General features: G+C 66.2%; 14 protein-coding genes and 2 pseudogenes. 6 read left to right on the top strand and 10 right to left on the bottom strand.

The annotated features are described in order from the left end of the window. Nucleotides 1-38 precede the first annotated feature (38 nt). The 8 genes and pseudogenes from M8312_RS14395 to M8312_RS14360 all read right to left on the bottom strand — a co-directional run. Nucleotides 39-1,223 (bottom strand): annotated as a pseudogene (locus tag M8312_RS14395) (tryptophan halogenase family protein); the annotation flags it as partial. Further along, entirely contained in the window at nucleotides 1,220-2,131 is a 912-nt protein-coding gene (locus M8312_RS14390; RefSeq protein ID WP_250118367.1) for an alpha/beta hydrolase, read from the bottom strand. The gene M8312_RS14390 and the pseudogene M8312_RS14395, both read right to left, overlap by 4 nt. After that, nucleotides 2,128-3,141 (bottom strand): glycoside hydrolase family 97 C-terminal domain-containing protein, encoded by a 1,014-nt coding sequence (locus M8312_RS14475; protein WP_284070185.1) that lies wholly within the window; start codon nucleotides 3,139-3,141, stop codon nucleotides 2,128-2,130. The genes M8312_RS14390 and M8312_RS14475 overlap by 4 nt, the downstream gene beginning before the upstream one ends. After that, a pseudogene (locus M8312_RS14380) lies at nucleotides 3,056-4,183 on the bottom strand (glycoside hydrolase family 97 N-terminal domain-containing protein); the annotation flags it as partial. The pseudogene M8312_RS14380 and the gene M8312_RS14475, both read right to left, overlap by 86 nt. Then, nucleotides 4,180-5,799, bottom strand: a complete 1,620-nt coding sequence (locus M8312_RS14375) for an alpha-glucosidase (RefSeq protein WP_250118366.1) — start codon at nucleotides 5,797-5,799, stop codon at nucleotides 4,180-4,182. The gene M8312_RS14375 and the pseudogene M8312_RS14380, both read right to left, overlap by 4 nt. Then, nucleotides 5,786-7,603, bottom strand: a complete 1,818-nt coding sequence (locus M8312_RS14370; RefSeq protein WP_502957463.1) for an alpha-amylase family glycosyl hydrolase — start codon at nucleotides 7,601-7,603, stop codon at nucleotides 5,786-5,788. The genes M8312_RS14375 and M8312_RS14370 overlap by 14 nt, the downstream gene beginning before the upstream one ends. Then, nucleotides 7,603-9,111: a tryptophan halogenase family protein gene (locus tag M8312_RS14365; protein ID WP_250118364.1), complete on the bottom strand. Its 1,509-nt coding sequence runs from the start codon at nucleotides 9,109-9,111 to the stop codon at nucleotides 7,603-7,605. The genes M8312_RS14370 and M8312_RS14365 overlap by 1 nt, the downstream gene beginning before the upstream one ends. 63 nt (nucleotides 9,112-9,174) lie before the next feature. Next, on the bottom strand, nucleotides 9,175-11,943 hold the full coding sequence (locus M8312_RS14360) for a TonB-dependent receptor (RefSeq protein ID WP_250118363.1): 2,769 nt from the start codon (nucleotides 11,941-11,943) through the stop codon (nucleotides 9,175-9,177). Between the two features lie 165 nt (nucleotides 11,944-12,108). On the opposite strand from M8312_RS14360, the gene M8312_RS14355 reads away from it, so the two are divergent. Continuing rightward, a complete protein-coding gene (locus M8312_RS14355; protein ID WP_250118362.1) occupies nucleotides 12,109-13,134 on the top strand; it encodes a LacI family DNA-binding transcriptional regulator in 1,026 nt (341 codons plus the stop codon). Here M8312_RS14355 and M8312_RS14350 read toward each other — a convergent pair. Beyond that, nucleotides 13,131-14,426 carry a sugar MFS transporter gene (locus tag M8312_RS14350; RefSeq protein ID WP_250118361.1) on the bottom strand — a complete coding sequence of 432 codons (1,296 nt, stop codon included), beginning with the start codon at nucleotides 14,424-14,426 and terminating at the stop codon, nucleotides 13,131-13,133. The genes M8312_RS14355 and M8312_RS14350 overlap by 4 nt on opposite strands. A gap of 166 nt (nucleotides 14,427-14,592) precedes the next feature. On the opposite strand from M8312_RS14350, the gene M8312_RS14345 reads away from it, so the two are divergent. From M8312_RS14345 to M8312_RS14330, 4 genes are all read left to right on the top strand, one after another. After that, a complete protein-coding gene (locus M8312_RS14345; protein WP_250119794.1) occupies nucleotides 14,593-16,104 on the top strand; it encodes an MFS transporter in 1,512 nt (503 codons plus the stop codon). 193 nt (nucleotides 16,105-16,297) lie between these two features. After that, entirely contained in the window at nucleotides 16,298-17,578 is a 1,281-nt protein-coding gene (locus M8312_RS14340; protein WP_250118360.1) for an efflux RND transporter periplasmic adaptor subunit, read from the top strand. A gap of 3 nt (nucleotides 17,579-17,581) precedes the next feature. Then, a complete protein-coding gene (locus tag M8312_RS14335) occupies nucleotides 17,582-20,791 on the top strand; it encodes an efflux RND transporter permease subunit (RefSeq protein WP_250118359.1) in 3,210 nt (1,069 codons plus the stop codon). Further along, nucleotides 20,788-22,179, top strand: coding sequence for an efflux transporter outer membrane subunit (locus tag M8312_RS14330; RefSeq protein ID WP_250118358.1), 1,392 nt, complete (start codon nucleotides 20,788-20,790; stop codon nucleotides 22,177-22,179). Before M8312_RS14335 ends, M8312_RS14330 begins: the two co-directional genes overlap by 4 nt. 12 nt (nucleotides 22,180-22,191) lie before the next feature. Here the strand turns inward: M8312_RS14330 and M8312_RS14325 are convergent, their stop codons facing one another. Beyond that, nucleotides 22,192-23,907, bottom strand: coding sequence for a M28 family metallopeptidase (locus M8312_RS14325; RefSeq protein WP_250118357.1), 1,716 nt, complete (start codon nucleotides 23,905-23,907; stop codon nucleotides 22,192-22,194). A 160-nt stretch (nucleotides 23,908-24,067) separates the two neighbouring features. Here M8312_RS14325 and M8312_RS14320 point away from each other — a divergent pair, with 160 nt between their 5' ends. Beyond that, nucleotides 24,068-24,181, top strand: coding sequence for a tryptophan 7-halogenase (locus M8312_RS14320; protein ID WP_250118356.1), 114 nt, complete (start codon nucleotides 24,068-24,070; stop codon nucleotides 24,179-24,181). The last annotated feature ends 90 nt before the right edge of the window (nucleotides 24,182-24,271 follow it).

The raw sequence follows: 24,271 nt of genomic DNA, 5'->3' as shown, positions 1-24,271 counted from the left end.
CGTGGCTGGTCGCCTCGCGCCAATAGTCGTGTGTCCCGGCGCTGTGCCGTTCGATAATGGCAAACGATATAATCGCGGATCCCTTCGAAGCGGCGGGCAATGGCGGAGTTGAAGCCGTCGCGATCCTGCGTGTCCCACGTGGCGACAAAGCCTTCGACCGTGGCGAGGACGATGTGGAGCGCGGTGGCTTCGAGCGGCTCGAGAAAGCCCTGGGAGAGGCCGACGGCGAGGCAGTTGCGAACCCAGCTGCGGGCCGTGCGGCCGCAGCGCATGGACAGGTGGCGGACCTCGACGTCGGGGGCGAGCCCGCAATGCTCGCGCAATTCGGCGGCGGCGGCATCGGGATTGATGAAGCGAGAGGAATAGACGTAGCCGTTGCCCGCCCGGTTGGTCAGTGGAATGTGCCAGATCCACCCGGCGCTCTTGGCGGTGGAGGTGGTCTGGGCCTTGGCTCCGCCAGCCGGGAGCGGCGTCGGCGTGACCACCGCGCGGTCGTTGAACAGATTGTCGGCGAAGCTGACGTGCGGCTCTTTCAGCGCGCCTTCGGTGATCGTCGCGCGGAAGCCGCTGGCGTCGAGGAACAGATCGGCTTCGAAGCGCCGCCCATCGTCGGCGAGGAGGGCGGCCACGTCGCCCACTTCGGTCAGTTCGACTTGCGCGATAGTGGCCGAGGCGTGGGTGACGCCGCGCGCAACGGCGATGTCGCGCAGAGTGGCGCCAACCAGGTGGGCGTCGAAGTGGTAGCCGTACCCGACCCTGAACGGGAAGTTGGCCGGAGCGAGCGGCGCTCGACCTTCGGCGGCGATGCGGCTGGCAAGGAAGAAGGCGTCGGGATGGCCCGGCGTGTCACGGCCGCTGCGCCGGGCATGCGCCGAGTAGAAGAATTTGGGCTCAGTGAAGCGGTCCACCTCCGTCGGGAAGGGGTGGAAATAATGGTCGAAGCCGGGCTTGTCCGACCAGCCGCGGAACTCGATGCCCGCCTTGTAGGTGGCGTTGCAACGGGGCATCCATTCGGCCTCGGGCACGCCGATCTTGTCGAAGAAGGCCTTGAGCTGCGGGGTCGAGCCTTCGCCGACGCCGATGATGCCGATGGCGGGACTTTCGATCAGGGTGATCGCCGTCCCCTCCCCGCCCCACTCGTGCTGAAGCAGGTTGGCGGCCATCCAGCCGGCGGTGCCGCCGCCGAGGATGACGATCCGGCGCGGCGCCGGGCGGCGGCTCACTTCTTCCAGTCCGCCAGCAGCCAGCCCCACATCTCCGGCAGGCGCGCGGCCCAGGCGTTCTCTTCATGCGCGGCGCCCTGGAAGACGCGGCTGCGGAACTCGGCGTCGGTCCAGCCGAGCTGCCTGAGGTCGGCGTCAACCGCGGTCTGGTAGGGCGCGTAGTTGGAATCGAGGGTCTCGGTGCCGTGGTCCATCCACAGCTTGCGGCCGCGCGGCGCCCCCATGCGGGTGGTGAGCCAGGCCGCCCAGTCGCGCTTGACGATGTCAGCAAGCTCGGGCCGGGCCTTGATCGTGTCGGGATCGACCAGCGGAATGTGGGTGGAGACCGCGGCGGCCTTGCCGAACACGTCGGGACGCTCACCGAGCAGGTAGATGCTGATGAGGCCGCCCATGCTGCTGCCGGTGGTGGCCGTGTATTTGGCTTGCGGGCGGGTGCGGTAGGTGCGGTCGATCAGCGGCTTCAATTCATCGGCGAGGAAGGCGACATAGCCGTCGCCCTGGAGCGGGCCGACCTTGGCTGCGATGCCCCTGGCGAAGACCGGATCGGCGACCTTGTCGGGGAAATAGCGCTGGTAGCGCCGGGGTCCCGGATGATCGATGCCGACGATGATGAAGGGCGCGACCTTGTGCGCAGCAATCAGGCCGAGCGCGGCCTTGTCGGCGGCCCAGACCTTGTTGAAGTTGGACCGCTTGGGGAAGAACAGGTTCTGCGCGTCGTGCATGTAGACGACGGGGTAGCGGCGGGCTTTGTCGCGGTCGTAGCCGGGCGGAAGCCAGGTCACGGTGTGGATAGGGCCGAACGCTCTGGAGGGTACGTCCGTCTCGACGAAGCGGCCGGTGTCGGGCGCGGCGAGCGCTGGGACGGCGAGGAGCAGCGCCCACAGGGTCAGGAGGAGCCGACGGATCATCGGCCGAGCCTCACGAAGCGGATCGCGAAGCCGCCGCCCGGAGCGATACGGATCGGCATGGTGTCGGCGGCGGTGACGGTGCGGCGTTCGATGACGATTTCCCTTGGATTGGTGCGGAAGTCGGCGGCATCGCCGTCGCGATAGATCTCGGCGCGATACTTCTTGCCCGCCTCGAGGAAGGAGAGCGGAAGGGTGAGGCGACGCTCCGTCTCGTCGGTGATGCCGCCCATGAACCAAGTCGGCTGGCCCCGCTCTTTCCGCGCGAAGACGGCATATTCGCCGACCTTGCCATCGATCATGCGGGTGTCGTCCCAGTCGACCGCCACGTCCTTGATGAACTGGAAGGGGCCGGGGTTGGCCTGGTAATTCTCTGGCAGGTCGGCGGCCATCTGAACGGGCGAGGCGATCACCACATAATAAGCCAGCTGGCGGGCGAGCGTGGATGGAATGGCGGTGTCGCCCTTGCCCTTGAGGCTGAGGATGCCTGGCGTGAAATCGAACGGCCCGCCGAGCATGCGGGTGAAGATCATCGCCGTGTCGTAGCTGGGCGGGTTCTTGGGCACCCCCCAGGCGTTATATTCCATCCCGCGCTGGCCTTCGCGACTGACCCAATTGGGGTAGGTCCGGCGAAGGCCCGTGTCCTTGATCGGCTCATGCGCGTCGATGGCGATGTGGCGCTTGGCGGCTTCGGTGACGACCAGCAGGTGATGGCGGCTCATGATCTGGCCTTCGTGCCATTCGAAGCTGATCCGCCCATCGGGCAGCCGCGCCTGAACGCCGCCGGCGTCCGCGACATAGCCGGTCTTCACCGTATCCTCGCCATAACGCTTGGCGAAGTCGAGGGCGGCGGGGAAGCTGCGCCTCGTAATTGGCGATGTTGGCACTGGTTTCGTGATGGCCGATGAGGTGAACGCCCTTGGCGAGACCGTAGCGGCTGACCTCTGCAATATCGAAGTCGGCGGTCGGCTCGGCGAAGCGGAAGTCGCCGCCGGTGGCGAACCAGTCGCCATCCCAGCCCTCGTTCCAGCCTTCGACCAGCAGGCCGGTGAAGCCGTTGGCCGCGGCAACGTCGATCATCTTCTTGGCGTAGGCCGTGGTTGCGCCATGCTTGGGGCCGGTAGCCCAGGTCTGGTGATCAACATGCATCCCCCACCAGATGCCCATGTACTTGCGGGGTTTGACCCAGCTGACGTCGCCCAGCTTATTGGGCTCGTTCAGGTTCAGGAATTCGGCATTGGCGGCGTAGAGCGAGGGCGCGTCGGCGGTGATCAGGATTACCCGCCACGGAGTCTCGAACGGCGTGTCGCGGACCACGGCGGGGCCGCTCGACGAGGGGGTGAGCATCGCCTTGAGCTGCCGGCCCTGAACCCGGCCAATGTTCATTCCCGCATAGTCGATCAGCGCCGCTTCGTGGATGGCGAGGTGAAGGCCGCTCTTCGTCACCATGGTGAAGGGCGTCTGCGCCTGACCGATGCCGTCGATGGGCGTGTGGTTGTAGAGCTGTTCCTCGCGGTTGCTTTCAAACGCCGGGGACCACCAGGCATCGCCCGGTTCGGCGATGTGGAACTGGGTCAGCTCTTCGGTGATACGCGCGGTCTTGAGATTGGGCTGGCTCGGCAGCTCATAGCGGAAGGCAACCGCGTCGTTGAACAGGCGAACACGGACGCGGAGGAGGCGGCGGAGCTTGTCCTTCTCCTGGAAGGTGGCGGCCAGTTCGTTGTGATGGTCGCGGACGGTGCGCCATTCGCCCCACGGCTGCTGCCAGCTCTCGTCCTTGCTGCCCTTTTCGGCGGAGACGAAGGTGAAGTTGCGCAGCATCTGCGGCGCGTCAGCGACGAGGAAACCGAGGTGACTTTCGGTGATCACCGGCTGGTCGCCGCGGGTGACCTGGTATCCGATCCGGCCTTCGCCGTTGAGCACCAGCTGGAGCTTGATGCGGCCGTCGGGCGAGCTTGCCTCGGCAACGGAGGCGTTCACGACGTGATCCTGCGCAACTTGCGCGGCAGCGGGAACGGCGAACAGGAGCGCAACCAGCGCCAGCCAAGACTTCATCGGATTTCCTCGATCAGGGCGGCGTATGGGCCGAGCGCGTCGGCCAGCACCGGGCCGGTTTCGATCATCGCGCCATCGTGGCGGCGGAGCGGGACCTCGTCCGGCGACAGGTTGAAGGTGCAGCGGAGACGCTGGCCGTCGTGGACCCGCTCGAAACACAAGGTTCGATCGTCGGCGGTGATGGGCACGAACTCACCCCAGCGCAGCGCGGGCGAACCGTTGCGGAGCGCGAGAACACTGCGGGTGAAGGCGAGCATGCTGGCGGGATCGCCGTTCTGCCGGTCAACCGCAAGCCCGGCATGGTCGGGACCGAGCGGAAGCCAGGGCTCGCCAGTCGAGAAGCCATTCGCGTCATTCGCTTCGGCCCGCCACGGCATGGGCGTGCGCGCGCCGTCCCGGCTGAGTGTCTGCGGCCAGTTGGCGATCGCTTCGGGATCGCGCAGCCGCTCAAACGGGACGTCGACCTGGGTCAGGCCAAGCTCCTCCCCCTGGTAGAGGATGATGGTGCCGCGCAGGGAGGCGAGCAGCAGCATCTTCAGCCGCGTGAACTGGTCGCGGTGGTCGGGTGCGACCCAGCGCGACACGGCGCGAGGCGCGTCGTGGTTCTCGAAGGCCCAGCTGGGCCAGCCCGTGTCGGGCGCGGCCGGCCAGGCGGCGGCCGTGGCGGCGACGAGGCCGGGAGTGAGCGCGGGGGCGTAGAGGAAGTCGAACCCGTAGGCACTGTGCAGCCGGTCATCGCCGACGGTATATTCGTGCATCTCCGCCGCGGCGCGCTCGCCGCCAACCTCCGCCAGGGCGAAGCGGTCGCCATAGCTGTCGATCAGGTCGCGCAGCCGCTCGATGAAGCCGATCAGCGCCGGGTGCGACTGGTTGTGGATGTGCTGCTGGAAATCGAACGGACGAGTGCGCTTGGCCGGATTGGGAACCGGCGGATTATCGGTGAGCGCCGGGTCGTGCATCGCGAAGTTGATCGCGTCGAAGCGGAAGCCGTCGACGCCGCGGTCGAGCCAGAAGCGGGTGACGTCCAGCAACGCCTGCTGAACCTCCGGCAGGTGGCAATTGAGCTGCGGCTGCTCCTTGAGGAAGCTGTGGTGATAATATTGCTCGCGACGAGCATCCCAGGTCCACGATGGTCCGCCGAACACCGACTGCCAGTTGTTGGGGGGCGAGCCATCGGCCTTGGCATCGGCCCAGACGTACCAGTCGGCCTTGGGATTGGTGCGGCTGGAGCGGCTTTCCCGGAACCAGGGATGCTCGTCGCTGCTGTGCGAATAGACCTGGTCGATGATGACCTTCAGGCCCAGCTGGTGCGCCCGGGCAAGCAGTGCGTCGAAGTCGGCGAGACTTCCGAACAGCGGATCGACGGCGCGGTAATCGGCGACGTCATAGCCATAGTCCTTCATCGGCGAGGTGAAGAAGGGCGAAATCCAGATGCAGTCGACGCCGAGGCTGGCGACATGGTCGAGGTGGGCGGTGATGCCCTTCAAGTCCCCTACCCCGTCGCCGTTCGTATCGGCGAAGCTGCGCGGGTAGATCTGATAGATGGACGCGCCCTTCCACCAAGGCTCGGCAGCCTTTGTCGCCACCTTGGGCGCGGCGAGGTCAGCGGTTCGCATGGCAGATCGCAAAGCCGAGCGCCGGCAGGGTGATGCGCGCGCTGCCCGGCGCCTGGACGGCAGCGGGGCACTCGCCGGCGAGCTTAGTGAAGCCGCGCGTGGCGGTATCAAGCGCGACATTCCGGGTGATCGGCTGGTTCGCAGTGTTGACGAGGACGAGCACCTCGTCGTTGCCCGCCACGCGCGAGAAAGCGAGCAGGCCGGGCTTGTCCTCGGTCGCGCGAACGACGGTGACGCCCCGGCGCAGCGCCGGCTCCGAGGTGCGGATGGCGCTGAGCTGCGCGATCAGGCGATAGAGCGGGTGATCCGGCAGGAAGTTCTCCTGTGCGGTGCTGCGGTTCGAGCCGAGCAGCTTGTCCTCATTGTAGGTCGCGACCTTGGAGGCGAACAGCGGCTGGCGTGAGTCCTGGTCGCCGCCCTTGCCGACAAAGCCCTGTTCATCGCCGTAGTAGATGGTCGGAACGCCGCGGGCGGTGAGCATCAGGACGTGGCCCAGCATCACGCGCTTGAGCAGCTCGGCGTCGCTTGCCTGCGGCAGGGCGCGCTTGATGAACATGGCGAAGCGGCCGGCATCGTGATTGCCGATGAAGGTCGGCAATTGCTGCGCGCTGACGGGGCCGCCGTCGTAGAGGATGTCTTCCGCGAAGAAGTCGCGCCAGGCCTCGGTCCCGGCGGCTCCGGAGAGGGTCTTCACCGCTGTCACCCCGAATGCGAAATCGAGCACGGCGGGGAGCTTGTCGTCGCGGGTGTAGCGGGCGAGGCGCCCGGGCTCGCCACGGTCGTCGGCCACTTCGCCGAAGATGTGAAAGTTGGGAATGCCACGGGCCTTCGCGCGGGCAATCATGGCCGGCACGAACTGCCGCCAGAACTCCGGATTCACATGGCGGGCGGTGTCGATGCGGAACCCGTCGATGTCATAGCGGTCGATCCACGCGCCATAGATGTCGATGAACCCGGCGACCACGCGCGGGTGCTCGGTCATCAGGTCGTCGAGCCCGACGAAATCGCCAAGCCGCGAGGACTCGCCGGTGAAGGTCGAATTGCCGCGATTGTGATAGTAGATGGGGTCGTTCAGCCAGGCCGGAACCTTGACGTTCTTCTCGGCGGCGGGGACTTCGACCGTGTAGGCGTAGTTGGGGTCGGTCAGGCGCGCAAAATTGGCGGCGCTGCCGTCCTCTGTGCCAGCGAAACCGGAATTGATGGCGGCACCGGAAGGTCCGCCGCGGCGCTGGTATGGAAAGTCAGCGACGCTTCGGTACGGGCATTCCTGCTTGCCCTGGCATTCCTTGAACTGGATCACGTCCGCCGTGTGGTTGGCGATGATGTCCATGTAGACCTTCATGCCCCGTGCGTGAGCGGCGGCGACCAGCTCGGCGAAGTCCTGATTGGTACCGAGGTGCGGGTCGACCCGGGTGAAGTCAGTGATCCAGTAACCGTGATAGCCCGCGCTCTCCTGGCCGGGACCGCCCTGCACTGGCTTGTTCTGGAAGATCGGGCCGACCCAGATGGCGGTGACGCCCATGCCCTTTATGTAGTCGAGCCGCCGGATCAATCCCTTGAGGTCCCCGCCTTCGTAAAAGCCCTTGGCGGACGGGTCGAAGCCGGTGTGCAGGCGGTCGCCCTTGAGCCCGCCACGGTCGTTCCGCGGATCGGCGTTGTCGAACCGGTCGGGCAGCAGGAAATAGATGATCTCATCCTGCGGCAGCCGCGCGCGATAGTCGGCGGCGGCGGGCGCGGCAGGCTGTGCCGCCTGGACACCCGTGGCGAGGAGAGCGGCGGCGGCGGCAAGAAGCGCGCGAAGGATCAAGAGGTCGTCTCCGATGTGGTGCCGAGCATCGCCTTGATGAAAGCGCCGTGCGGCGGAAGGGCTTGCGCCTTGACCCGAGCCGACTTGGCGATGCTGCCGAGAAAGGGGCCGATATCCTCGCCGGGCACGTTATCGGCGAGCGGGGACCAGCCCGACGGTTCGATGCCCTGCCCCAGCATCACCTGGCCCCAACTGTCGTCAAGGAAGAGGTCGTCGGCTTCGCGCATGACCAGGCCGGACTGGCGGAACAGCGCGATCTTCTCGGCCAGCGAGTCCGGGATGGCCATCGCTCGGCAGTGATCCCAGAAGGGCTCTCCGTGGCGTCCGTTGGCGACATAATGGAGGACGAGGAAATCGCGGATCTGCTGCCACTCGACGTTGGTCAGGCGGTTGAACATGGCGCGCGGGGTAGCAAGGTCGGAAAAGTCGTTCGGAAGCAGGTTGAGCAGGCGGCCAAGGCCTGACTGGACGAGGTGGATACTGGTGGACTCCAGCGGCTCCATGAAGCCGGCGGAGAGGCCGAGCGCGACACAATTGTGCGCCCATGGCTGGCGGCGGTGCCCGGTCGTGAAGCGGATCGGGCGCGGGTCGCCGAGCGCCTTGCCCTCGAGGTTGGCGAGCAGGAGGTCGGCGGCGTCGTCCTGGCCCATGAAGGCGGAGCAGAAGACGTGGCCGTTTCCGGTACGAGACTGCAGCGGAATGCGCCATTGCCAGCCGGCAGGCCGCGCGATCGACTGGGTGTAGGGACGCAATGTGGCGCCGTTCTCGCACGGCACGGCCAGAGCGCTGTCGCAGGGAAGCCAGTGCGACCAATCGTCGAACTCGACCGCGAGCGACTTGCCGAGCAGCAGGCTGACGAAGCCGGTGCAGTCGATGAACAGGTCGCCCGGGACGGTCCGCTCGTCGCTGATGCGGAGGGCATTGATGTCGCCGGTCTCGCCGTTACGGACGACCTCTTCGATCTTGCCTTCGACACGGGTGACGCCGCGTTCCTCGGCGTAGCGGCGGAGCAGCTTGGCCAGCAGGCTGGCGTCGAAATGGTAGGCGTAGGGGAGCGGTTCGGCCCGGTCGTTAGCCTGCGATAGCGAGAAGCCGCCAGAGCGCGCGGCCTGCACGTTGGCGCTGTAGGCGCCGAAGTCCTCCACTTGGCCAAGCGCCCTGCCGCGCAGCCACAGCTGTCGGAAGGGGATGAGGCCGACGCCGCGTCCGGTGGAGCCGAAGGAATGAATGTAGCTGTGCGCCGGATCGCGCCAGCCGACAAATTCGATCCCAAGCTTGAAGGAGGCGTTGGTTTCGCGAACGAACTCGGCCTGGTCGAGACCGAGGCCGACCAACAGATTGTGGATCTGCGGAATGGTGGCTTCGCCGACCCCGACCGTACCGATGGCGTCGGATTCGACCAGCGTGATCGAGCAGGCGTCACCAAGGAAGCGCGCGAAGGTCGCGGCCGCCATCCAGCCGGCCGTTCCCCCGCCGGCAATCACGATCTCGGCAGGTTTACGCACCGGCAAGTCCTCCAGCGTTCGACGGTCCCGGCCCGAGGATAGGCCGGGACCGTCGCTTAGCCATCAGAACTTGTACGTGAAACCGGCCAGGAACCGGCGCCCGTAGGTCTGATACTTGAGCCAGGCGTTGGGAACGGCAAGGCCGTTGATTTGCGCCAGGGTCGCCTGCCGCTCGTCCGTCAGGTTCTGGCCCTGCAGATAGAGCGAAAGGCCGTGCAGGCTCGAGTTCGCCGGGAAGTCATAGCCGACCTGCGCGTCATAGACGGTCTCCGCCAGCACCGCCTGACGATCGAGGCCACCGCTGAACAGCGAGAAGTCGCCCAGGAAGCTCGAGCGATAACGCATCGAGCCGCGGAGGTTGAAGCCGTACCGCTCATAGAAAGCGGTAAGGCTGCCGACCCACTTCGAGTAGCCCGGAATGGCCTGCTCCTGCCCAGCTGCGTTCATCGCCTTGGTCTTGGAATAACCAAGGCCGCCGGTGATGCCGAAGCCTTCCAGCGCCGGGGTGAAGACGTCGAACGGCAAGGTCGCCGCCAGCTCCGCACCCGCGATGTGACCACCCTTGGTGTTCACCGGGCCGCTGAACACGCCGATCGGCGAGCTCGGCACCAGACCCGGCGGCTTGGGGAAGCCCGAATAGTCGAAGTTGGTGACGTTGGCGCTCGGATCGATGTAGTCGATCAGGTGCTTGTAATAGAGCTGCAGGGCGACATAGCCCTTGGTCGCGAAATACTTCTCGAACGAGAGGTCAACCGCAGCGGCCTTGTAGGGGCGAAGCAGCGGGTTGCCGCCGCCGCCGGTGTAGATCGGCGGGTTGTAGGCCGGATTGTAGCTGAAACCGACGATGTTGTTCATGTCAGGCAGGCGCGGACGCATCATCTGCTCGGACGCCGCGAAGCGCACGACCAAGCCATCGGCCGAACGGAAGTTTAGGTTGAGGCTCGGCAGGACCATCCAGAAGCTGTTCTTGATGGTCGGGTTGATCGCGCCCTGCGAGGTGATTCCGGTGTGGATCGCCTGAACACCCAGGTTGCCGGTCAGCGTGTTGCCGTTGCCCAGGTCATGGTCGAAGTTCGCCATGGCGTAGGGCGACCAGACGTTCTCGCTGATGTTGTACGCCTGCGAGTTGCCGAAAGTGTTGGCGTTGTAGACCAGGATGCCGCCAGGCACGAGCGTGCGCGGATCGTAGGACAGGATCGGGCCAAAGCCGCGATCGAGCTGCACCGGGGTCAGCAGCAGGTTGCTTGGGATAGCGATCGAGCTGGCGCCATTGGGCGGCGACAAGACCGCTTCCTGCTGCGTCAGGTTCTTCTTGCGATAGGTGTGATCGACGCCGACCTTGATCGACCGGACGAAGCCGCCGATGTCCTGTTCGACCTCAGCGCGTGCTTCCTTGAGGTCGTCGCGGCTGCGGCGGATCTTGTCGTAGCCGGCCTGGATCGGGCTTCCGGACCACCCCTCCACGTCGGTCAGCACCAGCGCGGGGTTAGCGCCGTTGAAGCTGCTGGTGAACAGAAGGGCGTTATTGTCGGTGACGGTGTAGCCGAAGGTGCCGCCGTAGCTGGAGACGGGTAGCGGGTTGCCGGCCTGGTCCGTGGTCGGCAGGTTGCGGCCAAGACCGGCGGTAGTCTCAAGCCGGTCCTGATTACGGTCGGTGCGCGACCAGCTCAGGTCGATGAAGGCGCGGGTGCCGTGGAAATTGTCCCACTTGAGGTTGCCGGCCAGCGCATAGGTGTTGTTCTTGTTGTCGGTGGCGTAGTTCTCGATGAGCGGACGGCCTGTCCAGGTCGCCGAGGTGACGAGGCCGCCGGCGCCCGCCGCGCCGCCGCCAAGCGGCGTCGACTGGAAGCTGGTGACGGTCGATCCGCAGCACAGGATCGGCATCTCGAAGCCCTTCTGGTCGAGCTTCTCGTTGAAGTGCGAGTAGAAGCCGTCGACGGTCAGGGTGAGGTTGTCGGTGAACTTGGCCTGCACCGTGCCGTTAAGACCAAGGCGCTTCAGCCGCGAGGCTTCCGACCAGGTCTTGACGCCGCTGATGCCATAGTTGTTGCCGCCGTAACCGCCATACCCCCAGGCGTTCCAGTCGTGGGTTTGGTAAGGCTCGTCCGAGTAGGCCGCCGACAGCGCCACGCCGAGACGGTCCTGGGCGAACTGGTCAACGAAGGTGCCATAGACCCGATAGCCCTTGTCGGTGACGGTCGGGATGACCTTCTGGTCGACATAGGTACCGCGCGCGCCGACCGCGATCACCGGCTTGCGGTAGTCGAGCGGGCGGATGGTGCGAAGGTCGATCGAACCGACAAGGCCACCGGCCGTGTGATCGGCCTGCGCGGTCTTGTAGACGTCGACGCCGGCGAGGATCTCCGACGGGAACTGGTCAAATTCGACGGCGCGGCTGTCGTTGGTGGTCGTCTGCTCGCGCCCGTTCAGGGTGGTGGTCGAGAAGTCCGGACCAAAGCCGCGGATGGAGATGATGTTGGCGCGGCCGTTGCTGCGCTGGGCGGCGAGGCCCGGCAGGCGGGCGATCGACTCACCGATGGAGTTGTCGGGCAGCTTGCCGATGTCCTCGGCGCTGACGGATTCCACGACGGTCTCGGACCGCTTCTTCTTGGCGGTGGCGGACTGAAGGGCGGCGCGGAAGCCGCGAACCACGATGACCGAGCCTTCATCGGCGGGCGGCGGAGCGCCGGCAGTGTCCTGGCTGGCGGCACCGGTGATGGTGGGCGTCGCGTCCTGCGCGGCGGCGGGGCTTGCGGCCAGCGCCAGTGCGACGCCAAGCGCCAGCGGGCTCGCCGCGCTGCCAAAGCGCCGCAGATTCAGGTTGGATGTCACGTTTCTTCCCCTCCAGACGGCGCGCTCATGCAGGATTGCGGCCGGTAAGTTCCTCCAGGGCAGACCGATGGTCAGCCTCCAACCGTAACTTACCAGCCATATTCAGGAGCGAAACGGAGCGGCCGCGCTATACATACGTATTCAAGCGGCTACAGTGCGGCTTGGATGTCACAGCGGCGGCCAACTTCATTCGATATCGCGGCTTTGGCGGGTGTTTCCCAGCCAACCGTGTCGCGCGCCTTGTCCGGAAATCCGGCTGTCAGCGCCGAGACCCGCGCCCGAGTCTTCGCCGCCGCCGAAAAGCTCAACTACAAGGTCGACAAGAATGCCTCCGGCCTGCGGCGGCAGCAGGCGCGGACTCTGGCGGCGCTGTTCTTCGAGGACCCCACGCCCGACGAGACGCTGATCAATCCCTTCTACCTGTCGATGCTGGGATCGATGGTGCGGGCCTGCGCCGCGCACGGCTATGACCTGCTGATCAGCTTCCAGCAGCTGTCCGACGACTGGCACGTCGATTATGAGGACAGCCGCAAGGCCGACGGGCTGATCCTGCTGGGCTATGGCGACTATACGCTGCACCGCCCGCGGCTGGAGCAGCTGGTGCGGCACGGGACGCACTTCATCTGCTGGGGCAATCCGCGTGCGGCGGAGTTCGGCGCGGTGGTTGGCTGTGACAATGAGCAGGGTGGATTTGACGCGACGCGGCACCTGATCAAGGCTGGCCGGCGCCGGATCGCATTCATCGGCACGGCGACCGAGGCCTATCCGGAGTTCCTGGAGCGGCACCGCGGTTACGTCCGGGCGCACCAGGACGCCGGATTGCCGGTGGACGAACAGCTATGCGTTCCGGCCGGGCCGAGCGAGGCGGAAGGCCGGTCGGCGATGGCCGAGCTGCAGCGGCGTGGCGCCCTGCCCGACGGGCTGTTTGCCTCATCCGATCTGGCGGCGATCGGGGCGATGCACGCGCTTCAGGAACAGGGAGTGGTGGTTCCGCGCGATGTGTCGGTGGTGGGCTTCGACGATCTGGCGGCGGCGGGCTATGCCAACCCGCCGCTGACCACCGTCGCCCAGGACGCACGCGCGGCCGGCAAGGCGCTGGTCGAAGGACTGATCGCCAGCATCGATGAGCGCGGAATTACCAGCCAGCTGCTGCCCGGCACCCTCAAGGTACGGGGCAGCAGCCTGCCTTAGAAGGCTGCGCGGTGCCGGGCGCACCACATGCCGAAGCCAGCGATGACGAGGTAGCAGAGGGCCGGCAAGGTCAGCGCGGCGGCGAGACCGATCCTATCGGCCATGGCGCCGTAGATGGCGGGAATGATCGCCCCGCCGGCAATGGCGACGTTGATGATGCCCGACCCGTCCGCTGCCTTGGGCCCGAGCTCTTCGCAGGCAAGGCTAAAGATTGTCGGGAACATGATCGAGTTCATGAGGCCAATAGCAAGCAGGGTGTAGGCCGCGACATTGCCGCTCGTGTTGGCGCTGATCAGAATGAGGGTAATGGCGCCGATGGTATTGAAGGTTAGCACCTTGCCCGGGCTGACCACGCGCAGCACGGCGGAGCCGATGAAGCGGCCTATAAGCGCGCCGCCCCAATAAAGCGGGATGAGCTTGCCGGCCGAGAGGTCCGTCAGGCTGAGGACGCTAGGCTGCTTGAGATAGCTGACGATGAAGCTGCCGATGGCGACTTCGGCACCAACGTAGAGGAAGATGCAGGCCGCACCCCAACCGAAGCGGGTGCCCTTCAGAAGAGCCAGGCCGTCAGCAAGGCTGCTCGGCTCGTGCCGTTCACCCTTTAGGTGATTGCGGAACAGCCAGACGGCGCCGGCCACCACCGCGAGCGCGACGGCGAGGCCGAGATAGCCGCTGACGATCGCCTGCGTTTCGTTGGTCCGATAGGCGTCGAGCGCCGGGCCCGACAGTTCCTTGGCGCTGAGGCTCGCCAGGCCGCCCAGGATCAGGATCGAGCCGAAATAAGGGAAAATGGTGGTGCCAAGCGAGTTGAACGCCTGGGCAAAGGTAAGCCGGCTGCTGGTCGTTCGCGCCGGTCCAAGCAGGCTGATCAGCGGGTTGGCGACGATCTGCACCAGCACCACGCCTGCGGCGAGGATGAAGTAAGCGAACAGGAAAAGGGGGAACAGCGCTGAGCGGCTGGCCGGAATGAACAGAAGGCAGCCGACCAGCATGGTCACGAGCCCGGCGAGTGCACCGCGCATGTAGCCGATCCGCTTGACCAGGCGAGCGCCGGGAATGCCGACGACCGCGTAAGCAATGAAGAAGCAGAACTGGACCAGGCTGGCTTCGAAGAAGCTCAGCGTGAACAGCTCCTTCAGCTTGGGGATGATGACATCGTTGAGGCTGGTGATGCCGCCGAAGATGAAGAAAAGCGCAAAGACGAAATAGCGCAGTTCCGGCGCGTCGGTGTGGCCGCTCGCGGACGCTGAATCTTCCCCCGCCCCAATCGGCGATACGTGAGCCACGGCCATATTGAATTCCCCTCTCCTGCCGGACGCTAGGCGTTTCGCCCGCTTCCTGTCACCTGTGAATACCTATGCTGCTGCAATGCACAACTCACCTGCGCCCTTGGCAGTGGCGCGCTTCTTGGCCAGCGTATGACAGAAGAATGGCGGGAGGAAAGCGTCGGTGGATCAGATGACGGGTATGACGGAGAAGCCGCGGCTGAACTGGGCGGGGCTGTGGAACTTGTCGTTCGGCTTTTTCGGCATCCAGATCGGCTTCGCGCTGCAGAACGCGAATATGAGCCGGGTTTTCCAGTCGCTGGGCGCGAAGGTCGAGGAATTGCCGGCCTTGTGGGTCGCGGCGCCGCTGACCGGCCTGCTGGTTCAGCCGATCATTGGTTTCCTTTCCGACCGCACTTGGCTGGGCAGGTTCGGGCGGCGTCGACCCTATTTCGTGGGAGGTGCCTTGCTCGCCGCACTGAGCCTTGTCCTGATGCCCTTCAGCCATATTCTGCTGATGGCTGGCCTGCTGTTGTGGACGTTGGATGCGAGCCTCAACATCTCGATGGAGCCCTTCCGGGCGTTCGTTGGCGACGTACTCAGAAAGGATCAGCATACTGCCGGCTATGCCGTGCAGACCGCCTTCATCGGGGCCGGGGCAGTGGCGGGGTCAATCTTTCCCTACCTGCTCGAGCACCTGGGCGTCGCGAACGAGGCGCCCGGAGGCGGAGTGCCGCCGACGGTGCAGTGGAGCTTTTGGACAGGCGGTGCAGCACTACTGGTGGCGGTGATCTGGACCGTGTTGAGCACGCGGGAATATTCGCCCGACGAACTGCGAGAGTTCGGCGAGCCGGTTGGACACGAGGGCGGCGAGGACACGGTGCGCCTCCTTGCGAGCCGCAGCTTCGGCTGGTGTTTGGGCTGGATTGCGGCAGGAGCAGTGGTGATCTTCGGCACCCGTGAATTTGCGCTACAAAAAGAAGTCTACCTCCTGGGCGCTCTTCTGGCCGGTTATGGCATGCTCAGCGCTTTGGCGATCGGCCTGGTCCGACAGGGCCGCAGTGCAGGGATGCTCGCCAGCATCGTTGGTGACTTTTCCGGCATGCCTCCGGTCATGAAGAAGCTGGCACTGGTGCAGTTCTTCACCTGGTCGGCGCTGTTTATCATGTGGACATTCACGACACCGGTGGTCGCCCAATATTTCTTCGACACGACGGACAGCAACAGCAAGGCCTTCCAGGATGCGGGAAACTGGGTCGGCGTTCTTTCGGCGGTTTATAATGGCATCGCTGCTGTCGCGGCTCTGACCCTTTTACCATTTCTGTCGCGCAAAATTGGAAAGGTGCGGACTCACGTCTTCGGGCTGCTTTGCGGCGCAGCGGGGTTTGCCAGCCTTTTCATCCTGAGAACGCCGAACCAGCTTATTTTCGCCCAGATAGGGATCGGCATAGCATGGGCGTCATTGCTCGCCATGCCCTATGCGATCCTCGCCTCCAGCCTGCCGCAGCGGAAGCTTGGCATCTACATGGGGCTGTTCAACGTGTTCGTGGTGGTGCCGCAGCTGCTGGTGGCGACGGTAATGGGTTCGATCATGAAGGCGTTCTTCCCCGGGCAGCCGATTTGGACCATGGCGTTCGCGGCCGGGACGCTGGTGCTGGCTGCCTTGGCGACGCTGAGGGTGCGGGAGAATGCGCCCGCCGTGTGACAAAAGGTTCATGGCTGGACCAAGGTCCACCTGTGGAACTTTGTCGCGCAAGCGAACTTGAAGCGGGGCGCTCGACTGCGTAGCCCTTCGTCGAGCGTCGCCGCCCGTCCGCCGATCCGCAGGTTGGCGGACGAGGGGCTGACGCCCAAGTGCCCCCTCCCCTTCCGGTACGATCTTCTCCATGAATGAACGAATGACGGCACGGCCGCTGCGGCTTTCGGTCAAGGTGGCGGGCCACCCGACCCCAACGGCAGCGCTGGCGTGCTTGCTGATGTTTAGCGCGGCGCTGGCTGGCTGCGGCAATGCGTCCCGGCAGGCCGGTGGCGCGGGTGGGCGCGGCGGTCCTGGCGGGCCGGGCGGCGGGCCGAAGGAAGTTGGTTTTGTGGTCGTCCAGGCCGAGAATGTGCCGGTCGTGAACGAGCTTGGCGGGCGCACGGTCGCGTTCGAGACGTCGGAAGTGCGGCCGCAGGTGACCGGGCTGGTGCAGCGCCGGTTGTTCACCGAAGGCAGTTTCGTCCGGCAGGGACAGCCGCTCTACCAGATCGACGCGCGGCTTTACCGGGCTGCGGCCAATCAGCAGCAGGCCAATGTCGCCAACGCCGAGGCGGCGGCCGACGCGGCCCGGGCGCGCGCGGCGCGGTACAAACCGCTGGCGCAGATCGAGGCAGTCAGCCAGCAGGATTATACCGACGCGGCGGCGCAGGCGCGGCAAGCGGCGGCGCAGGTCCGGCAGAACCAGGCCGCGCTCCAGACGGCGCGGATCAACCTCAACTTCACCACCATCCGGGCGCCGATCAGCGGCAGGATCGGACGCAGTCTGTTCACGCAAGGTGCGCTGGTCAGCAACAGCCAGGCCGATCCGCTGGCGGTGATCCAGAAGGTCGACCCCATCTATGTCGATATCCAGCAATCGAGCGCGGCGCTGACCACCTTGAAGCGCGCGCTTGCGACCGGCGGCGCGACCCCCGGCAGCACGCAAGTGCGCCTGAAGCTCGAGGACGGCAGCGACTATGGCTACACCGGCACCGTCCAGTTCAGCGAAATGATGGTCAACGAAGCGACCGGCACGGTGACCTTACGGGCGCGTTTCCCCAATCCGCAGGGCACGCTGTTGCCGGGCATGTTCGTCCAGGCCAGCTTCATTCAGGCGGTGACCCCGAACGCCATCCTGGTGCCGCAGCAGGCGCTTCAGCGCGAGCTTGGCGGCGAGGCGTTCGTCTTTATCGTCGGACCCGGCAACAAGGCCGTGCGGCGGAGCGTCAAGGCCGAGCGGACCTACGCGAGCAGCTGGGTGGTGACCGGCGGACTGAACCCCGGCGACCGGATCATCACGCAAGGGCTCGCCAACCTGCGCGAAGGCGCGCCGCTGAAACCGGTGGCGGCAAGCACGCCCCAGAAGATTGCACCGCGCCCGCCTGGTCAGGGTGGCGGCGGCGCTGCCGGCGGGCGTGGCGGCGCGGGGGGCGGCCGCTAGGGCATGTCCAGGCTGTTCATCAACCGGCCGATCTTCGCCTGGGTGCTGGCGATCATCGTCATGCTGGCCGGCATCGGCTGCATTACCCTTCTGCCGGTCGCGCAATATCCGGACGTCGCCCCGCCCCAGGTCAACATCCGCGCGACCTACCCTGGCGCCAACGCCCAGACGGTCGAGAACAGCGTCACCCAGATTATCGAGCAGCAGCTGACCGGCCTCGATGGGCTGCTGTATTTCTCTTCCACCTCAAGCTCGCGCGGGTCGGTCAGCATCTCGGCCACTTTTGCCAAGGGGACCAATCCCGACACTGCGCAGGTGCAGGTCCAGAACCAGGTCCAGCAGGCGGTCAGCCGACTGCCCCAGCAGGTCCAGCAGCAGGGCATCCGGGTCACCAAATCGAACGCCGACTTTTTGTTGATTGTCGCGGTCTACGATCCGACCAACCGGCTGACCAACATCGACGTGTCCGACTATTTGACGTCCAACATTCAGGACCCGCTTTCGCGCATTCCGGGTGTGGGCGACGTCAACGTGTTCGGAAGCCCCCGCGCCATGCGCATCTGGCTCAATCCGGCGCGCCTGGCGGCGGTGTCGCTGATGCCGCAGGACGTGATCGCCGCCATCCAGAACCAGAACACCGAGGTGGCGGCCGGGGAGGTGGGCAGCCTTCCCACCGCCGGGTCGCAGCTGCTCAACGCCACGGTCACCGCCCAGTCCCGTCTGCAGACCCCGGAGCAGTTCGAGAACATCATCCTCAAGACCCAGCCGTCGGGTGCGACCGTGCGGATCGCCGATGTCGCGCGGGTGGAGCTTGGTGCCGAGAACTACAATGCGGTGATCCACGTCAACGGCCATCCCGGCGCGGGCATGGCGGTGAGCCTGGCGCCGGGCGCCGACGCGCTCAAGACCGCCGACCTGGTAAAGGCGCGGATGACCCAGCTGGCGACCGGTTTCCCCAGCAATCTGAAGCATACCTACGCCAACGACACGACGGCCTTCATCAAGCTGTCGGTCGACGAGGTGGTGAAGACGCTGCTCGAGGCGGTCGTGCTGGTCGTGATCGTCATGTTCGTGTTCCTGCAGAGCTGGCGGGCGACGCTGGTTCCCGCGATCGCGGTGCCGGTGGTGCTGCTGGGCACCTTTGCGATTTTCTACCTGGCTGGTTTCAGCATCAACACGCTGACCCTGTTCGGACTGGTGCTGGCGATCGGACTGCTGGTCGATGACGCCATCGTGGTGGTCGAGAATGTCGAACGCCTGATGGAAGAGAATCCGGGGATGAGCCCCAAGGATGCGACCATCGAATCGATGAAGGAGATCCAGGTAGCGCTGGTAGCGATCGCGGTGGTGCTGTCGGCGGTGTTCCTGCCGATGGCTTTCTTCGGCGGTTCTACGGGGGTCATCTACAAGCAATTCTCCCTGACCATCATCAGCTGCATGGTGCTGTCGGTGCTGGTGGCGCTGATCCTGTCGCCGGCCATCACCTCCACCCTTCTCAAGGCACGCAAGAAGCCGGAAGAGGAAGCCGCCGAGCGGCACGACGCCAACCGGTTCATGGCGCTGACCCACCGCTTCCAGGACTGGTTCAACCGCACCTTCAGCCGGGGGGTCGACCGCTACGAAGGGGCGGTGAAGGCGGTGATCGCGCGGCGGTGGCTCGCGTTGGGAGTCTATGGGATCGTTTGCGTGGTGCTGGTGGTGCTGTTCTTCCGGCTTCCGTCGAGCTTCCTCCCGACCGAGGACCAGGGTGCGGCGAGCATCCAGTTCCGCCTGCCCGCCGGCGCGACCCAGCAGCGGACGCTGGAAGTGCAGAAGGGCATTGAGGATTATCTCAACAAATATGAGGGCAAGAACCTCGCGACCGTCTTTACGGTCGCGGGCGGCGGTGGCGGCGGTGGCGCGACCGGCCAGAATACCGGCCAGGGCTATATCAACCTGGCGCCCTGGGATGAGCGCAAGGGCAAGGAGAATGGCGCGGACGCGATCGTCGCGCGCGCGTCGGGCGCTTTCCGCGGATTTCGCGATGCCCAGGTGTTCGCGCTGGTGCCCGGCGCCATCCGCGGACTTGGCCAGTCGAGCGGCTTCACCATGGAGCTGCAGAATTCGAGCGGGATGAGCCGCGACGCCTTTGCGGACGCGCGCGACCAGCTCCTCGCCGCCGCCAACGCCGACCCGAAACTGACGGGCGTGCGCCTGTCCGACCTGCCCGAAGTTGCCCAGCTGGACATCAACGTCGACCAGCAGAAGCTGACCGCACTCGGGCTCAACCAGGGGGACGTCAACAGCACGCTGGCGACGGCCTGGGGCGGGCGGTACGTTAATGACTTCATCGACAAGGGCCGGGTCAAGCGGGTCTACGTCCAGGGCGACGCACCCTATCGCAAGGACCCGTCGGACCTCAGCCAATGGTATGTCCGAGGGTCAGGCGGGCAGATGTCGCCCTTCTCCGCTTTCGCTGCAACCTCGTGGGACACCGGCCCTTCGAGCCTGTCGCGCTTCCAGGGAGTGCCCGCCGCCGAGTTCCAGGGCCAGGCCGCGCCCGGCGTCAGCTCGGGCGAGGCGATGGACCGGATGGCGCAGCTGGCGGCTCAGATACCGGGCACCAGCGTGGCCTGGGCCGGCGCTTCCTATCAGGAGCGGCTGTCGTCGGGACAGGCGCCGCTGCTGTACGGACTGTCGCTGCTGGTCGTCTTTCTGTGCCTGGCGGCGCTGTACGAGAGCTGGTCGATACCGGTCGCGGTGCTGCTGGTCATTCCGCTGGGGCTGGTCGGCGCGATCATCGCAGTAACCCTGCGCGGGCTGGAAAACGACGTCTACCTGCAGATCGGGCTGCTGACGACCATGGGATTGGCGGCCAAGAACGCCATCCTGATGATCGAGTTCGCCGAGCAGGCGGAGCGCGCGGGCAAGGACGTGATGACGGCAGCGCTGGAGGCGGCCCGGATCCGACTGCGTCCAATCCTGATGACCAGCTTTGCATTTATCTTCGGCGTGCTTCCGCTGGCAATCTCCACCGGCGCCGGTGCCAACAGCCGGATCGCGATCGGCACGGCGGTGATCGGCGGAATGCTGACCGCGACCCTGCTGGCATTGTTCTACATCCCCTTCTTCTTTGTGCTGGTCCGCGCCGGCGTAAAGGAAGGGCTGGGCAAGCTGCGCGAGCGCTGGCGGCAGCTGCGGCAGCCCGACAGCCCGCAAGAGGCCACGGCATGAACCGATTTGCGACGTTGATGACCGCTGGTGCGGTGCTGCTGAGTGGGTGCACATCGCTCGACCCTGCTTATGTGCGGCCCGCCGCTCCGGTGCCGGGCAGCTGGCCGACTGGCGATCCTTATGTGCAGGAAGCCCCTGCCCTGCCTGCCTTCGACCATCACACGGTGTTCCGCGACGCCCGGCTGCAGACGCTGATCGCGCAGGCGCTGGTCAACAACCGCGATCTGGCGATCGCCGCCGCCAACATCGCGGCGGCGCGTGCGCAGGTGCGGATCACCCGCGCGAACCAGCTGCCCTCCCTCGATGCGCAGGGCGGGATCCAGGCCACTCCCCGACGCAACGCCGATGGCGACATCCATGGGGTGCGGGTCGGCGGCAATCTGGGCGTGGTGCCGACCTTCGAGCTGGATCTGTTCGGCCGACTGGCGTCGCTCACCCGCGCCGATCAGCAACGGCTGCTGGCAACGGGTGCGGCTGCGCGGGCGACGCGAGTCAGCCTGATCGGCGATATCGCCAACACTTGGCTCAACTATGCGGCGGATTCGAGCCTGCTCGCCATCGCCGAGGACACCGTGCGAGTTGCCGAGCGCAGCCGCCAGCTGACCGATGCCCGTCGGCGCGGCGGGGTGGCGCCCAAGACCGACCTGTTGCAGGCCGAGCAGATATTGGAGACCGCCCGCAACGACCTGGCCGTGCAGCGGGCGCGGCGGGCGCAGGACCTCAACCTGTTGCAACTGCTAGTGGGTGCACCGGTTGACCCGAGTTTGCTGCCGGCCTCGATCGAGCGGGCTGCGCCGACCATCGCCGAGCTTCCGGCCGGGCTCGACAGCCGGATCCTGCTGCGCCGGCCGGATATCATTCAGGCCGAATATGAGCTGCGCGCCGCCAATGCCGAGATCGGCGCGGCGCGGGCGGCACTGTTCCCGCGGATCAGCCTGACGGGACTGCTGGGGCTGGCGAGCAGTGCGCTGACCAGTCTGTTCAGCGCCGGAGCGCTGACCTTCTCCGCCAGCTCGGCGGTGAACTACTCCATCTTCAACGGGGGCGCGGCGCGGGCGAATGTGCGGCTGCAGCAGGCCCGGCAGCAGGCGGCGGTCGCGACCTACGAACGCGCGATCCAGACAGGCTTTCGCGAGGTGGCGGACGCGCTGGCCGACCGCTCTACCCTGGTGGACCGGGTCGGCGCCAACCAGCGCAATGTGGCTGCAGCGAACGAGACACTGACCCTGGTAACCGCCCGCTACCGCGAAGGCATCGACCCGTTCCTGACCACGCTGGACGCGCAGCGGTCGGCCTACGCGGCGCAGCGCAACCTGGTGAACGCGCGGCTGGCGCAGGCGCAGAACGGGGTCGAGGTCTATCGCGCGCTGGGCGGCGATGGGATCTAGCGCGCCAGCAGCCTAGCGGCGGGCGGTGGCGCTCTCTTCCCGCACCTTGCGGAACTCGGACGACGGCGACCATTGCGGCCATGACCGGCTGTTCGCGAGGCGTTTGCCGATGTCGTAATAAAGCTCGGCCTCCTGCGCTGCGCCGGCCAAGTTCCAGGTCGGCGACCAGGCATCGCAGGTCTGGTGGTAGCATTGCGCGGTGTAGGCATCGAGCCAGCGTTCGCCGGCCGCGCGTCCGCCCTCCTGCAAGTCGTAGGCACCGGCAAGCGCCATGGTGAGCAGCACGGGCACGCCGCGCTTGGCGAGGGTGAAGTGGTCGGCACGGTAGAACAGTCCCCGTTCCGGATGGCCTTCCTCCGTGACGGAACGGCCCTGCGCCCGGGCGCCTTCCTCAAGGTAGCGGTCGAGTTCGCTCTGACCCTTGCCGACCAGCACCGTGTCGCGGGTCGCGCCAGCCCATTGCAGAGTATCCAGCGTCAGGTTCGCGGCCATGGTCGCGGCCGGATAGAGCGGGTGCTGGGCGTAGTATTCGGAGCCTAGCAGCCCCCGCTCCTCGCCCGTCCAGGCGGCGAACACCAGCGTCCGCTGGGGCCTCGGGCCGGCGGTGAACTTGCGGCCGATCTCGATCATGGCGGCGAGGCCGAGCGCATCGTCGGCAGCGCCCGGGCGGATGGTGCGGCCCTGCGCATCGGGTGCGCCGATGCCATAGGCGTCCCAGTGACCGCCGTAGCTGACCGTCTCGGCGGGAAAGCGGCTGCCGGTGAGCTTGGCGAGGACATTGTGGCTGGTGAGGTGGGCGAGATCGACCTTGGCGGTGGCCGACAGGGTCGTCTTGAGGTCAATGGGACGGAAGCTGGCCTTGCGGGACTGAGTCTTGAGCGTGGCATAGTCATAGCCCGCCCGCTTGAGCATCGCCTCGGCCACCGGCCGCTGCATCCAGCCCTGGAGCAGAACCGGCTGCTGAGCGCCGGGCGGAAGGACGATGTTGAAGTTTTCGCCACCGGCGCTCTCGACCACGTTCCAGCCGTAACCGGCGCCCTCGGTCTCGTGGATGATCAGGGCAGCCACCGCACCGCGGCGCGCCGCCTCGTCGAACTTGTATGTCCAGCGGCCGTAATAGGTCATGGTCTTGCCGCCGAACTTGCCGGCCACCGGCTCACCCGCCGCAGCCTCGAAATCGGGATCGTTGACCAGGAAGAGAGCAACCTTGCCCTTCAGGTCGACGCCCTTGAAGTCGTCCCAGCCGCGTTCCGGCGCCTTGGTGCCATAGCCGACGAACACCACCGGAGCGTTGACGATAGCGGCCGACGGTGTGTCGCGCACCGTGCTGACATAGATATCCTGCGGGAAGCGGAGCGGCGTGCTGCTTCCGCTTTGGCGCAGCGACAGGGTCGGCTGCTGAAGCTTGGTGCGGATCAGCGGCACGGTCTGGGTCCAGCCGCCATTCTCGCCGCCCGGCTCCAGCCCCGCGGCACGGAACTGCTCGATCAGGTAGGCGATCGTGCGCTCCTCCCCGACGCCGCCCATCGAACGGCCTTCGAACGCGTCGGAGGCGAGTGTGCGCGTGATGTCCGACATGCGCTGCTGGCTGGCCGGGCGATCGTCCGAGGCCGGGGCCGGGGCCGGGGCCGGGGCCGGGGCCGAAGGAGCAGGCGATACCGCCGCAGTCTGGCAAGCGCCGAGCAGCGCGGCCGCGGAAACGAGGAATGTCGTGCGAAGCTTGCTCATGACGGGCTCCCAGGAGGACCGGATACGCCGGCCCGGAACGCTTCGGGCCATTGCAGAGGCGACCCCCGGTGACTAGCGCCCTTGCTTGTAACCGGTTCCAAAAATCGGCAACATCGACGGTCTTGATGATGGGGACAGTCGGGTGAAGCCAGTCAGAAGCGTGACCATCGTGGGCGGAGGGACCGCCGGGTGGATGACCGCGGCCGTGCTGTCCCAGTGGCTGAGCAAGGTCGAGGTGCGGCTGATCGAGTCCGACGAGATCGCATCGGTGTAGTAGAACAACCGGAAGAGCATGACGCTCTGCCAGTAGAGGTTGAAGGCAAAGTCCCCGAAGGCGAACAGAAGCAGCCGGCCGCGCGTGACC

Origin of the sequence: Sphingomonas sp. KRR8 (assembly GCF_023559245.1) — a bacterium.
GTDB lineage: Bacteria > Pseudomonadota > Alphaproteobacteria > Sphingomonadales > Sphingomonadaceae > Sphingomicrobium.
This window is presented reverse-complemented; position numbering and strand designations above follow the sequence as displayed.

Excerpts from the sequence above, each read along its gene's own strand:
- M8312_RS14390 (WP_250118367.1), bottom strand. The coding sequence starts at position 2,131 with ATGATCCGTCGGCTCCTCCTGACCCTGTGGGCGCTGCTCCTCGCCGTC.
- M8312_RS14475 (WP_284070185.1), bottom strand. The coding sequence starts at position 3,141 with ATGGCGACTGGTTCGCCACCGGCGGCGACTTCCGCTTCGCCGAGCCGA.
- M8312_RS14375 (WP_250118366.1), bottom strand. The coding sequence starts at position 5,799 with ATGCGAACCGCTGACCTCGCCGCGCCCAAGGTGGCGACAAAGGCTGCC.
- M8312_RS14355 (WP_250118362.1), top strand. The coding sequence starts at position 12,109 with ATGTCACAGCGGCGGCCAACTTCATTCGATATCGCGGCTTTGGCGGGT.
- M8312_RS14350 (WP_250118361.1), bottom strand. The coding sequence starts at position 14,426 with ATGGCCGTGGCTCACGTATCGCCGATTGGGGCGGGGGAAGATTCAGCG.
- M8312_RS14345 (WP_250119794.1), top strand. The coding sequence starts at position 14,593 with ATGACGGGTATGACGGAGAAGCCGCGGCTGAACTGGGCGGGGCTGTGG.
- M8312_RS14340 (WP_250118360.1), top strand. The coding sequence starts at position 16,298 with ATGACGGCACGGCCGCTGCGGCTTTCGGTCAAGGTGGCGGGCCACCCG.
- M8312_RS14335 (WP_250118359.1), top strand. The coding sequence starts at position 17,582 with ATGTCCAGGCTGTTCATCAACCGGCCGATCTTCGCCTGGGTGCTGGCG.
- M8312_RS14330 (WP_250118358.1), top strand. The coding sequence starts at position 20,788 with ATGAACCGATTTGCGACGTTGATGACCGCTGGTGCGGTGCTGCTGAGT.
- M8312_RS14325 (WP_250118357.1), bottom strand. The coding sequence starts at position 23,907 with ATGAGCAAGCTTCGCACGACATTCCTCGTTTCCGCGGCCGCGCTGCTC.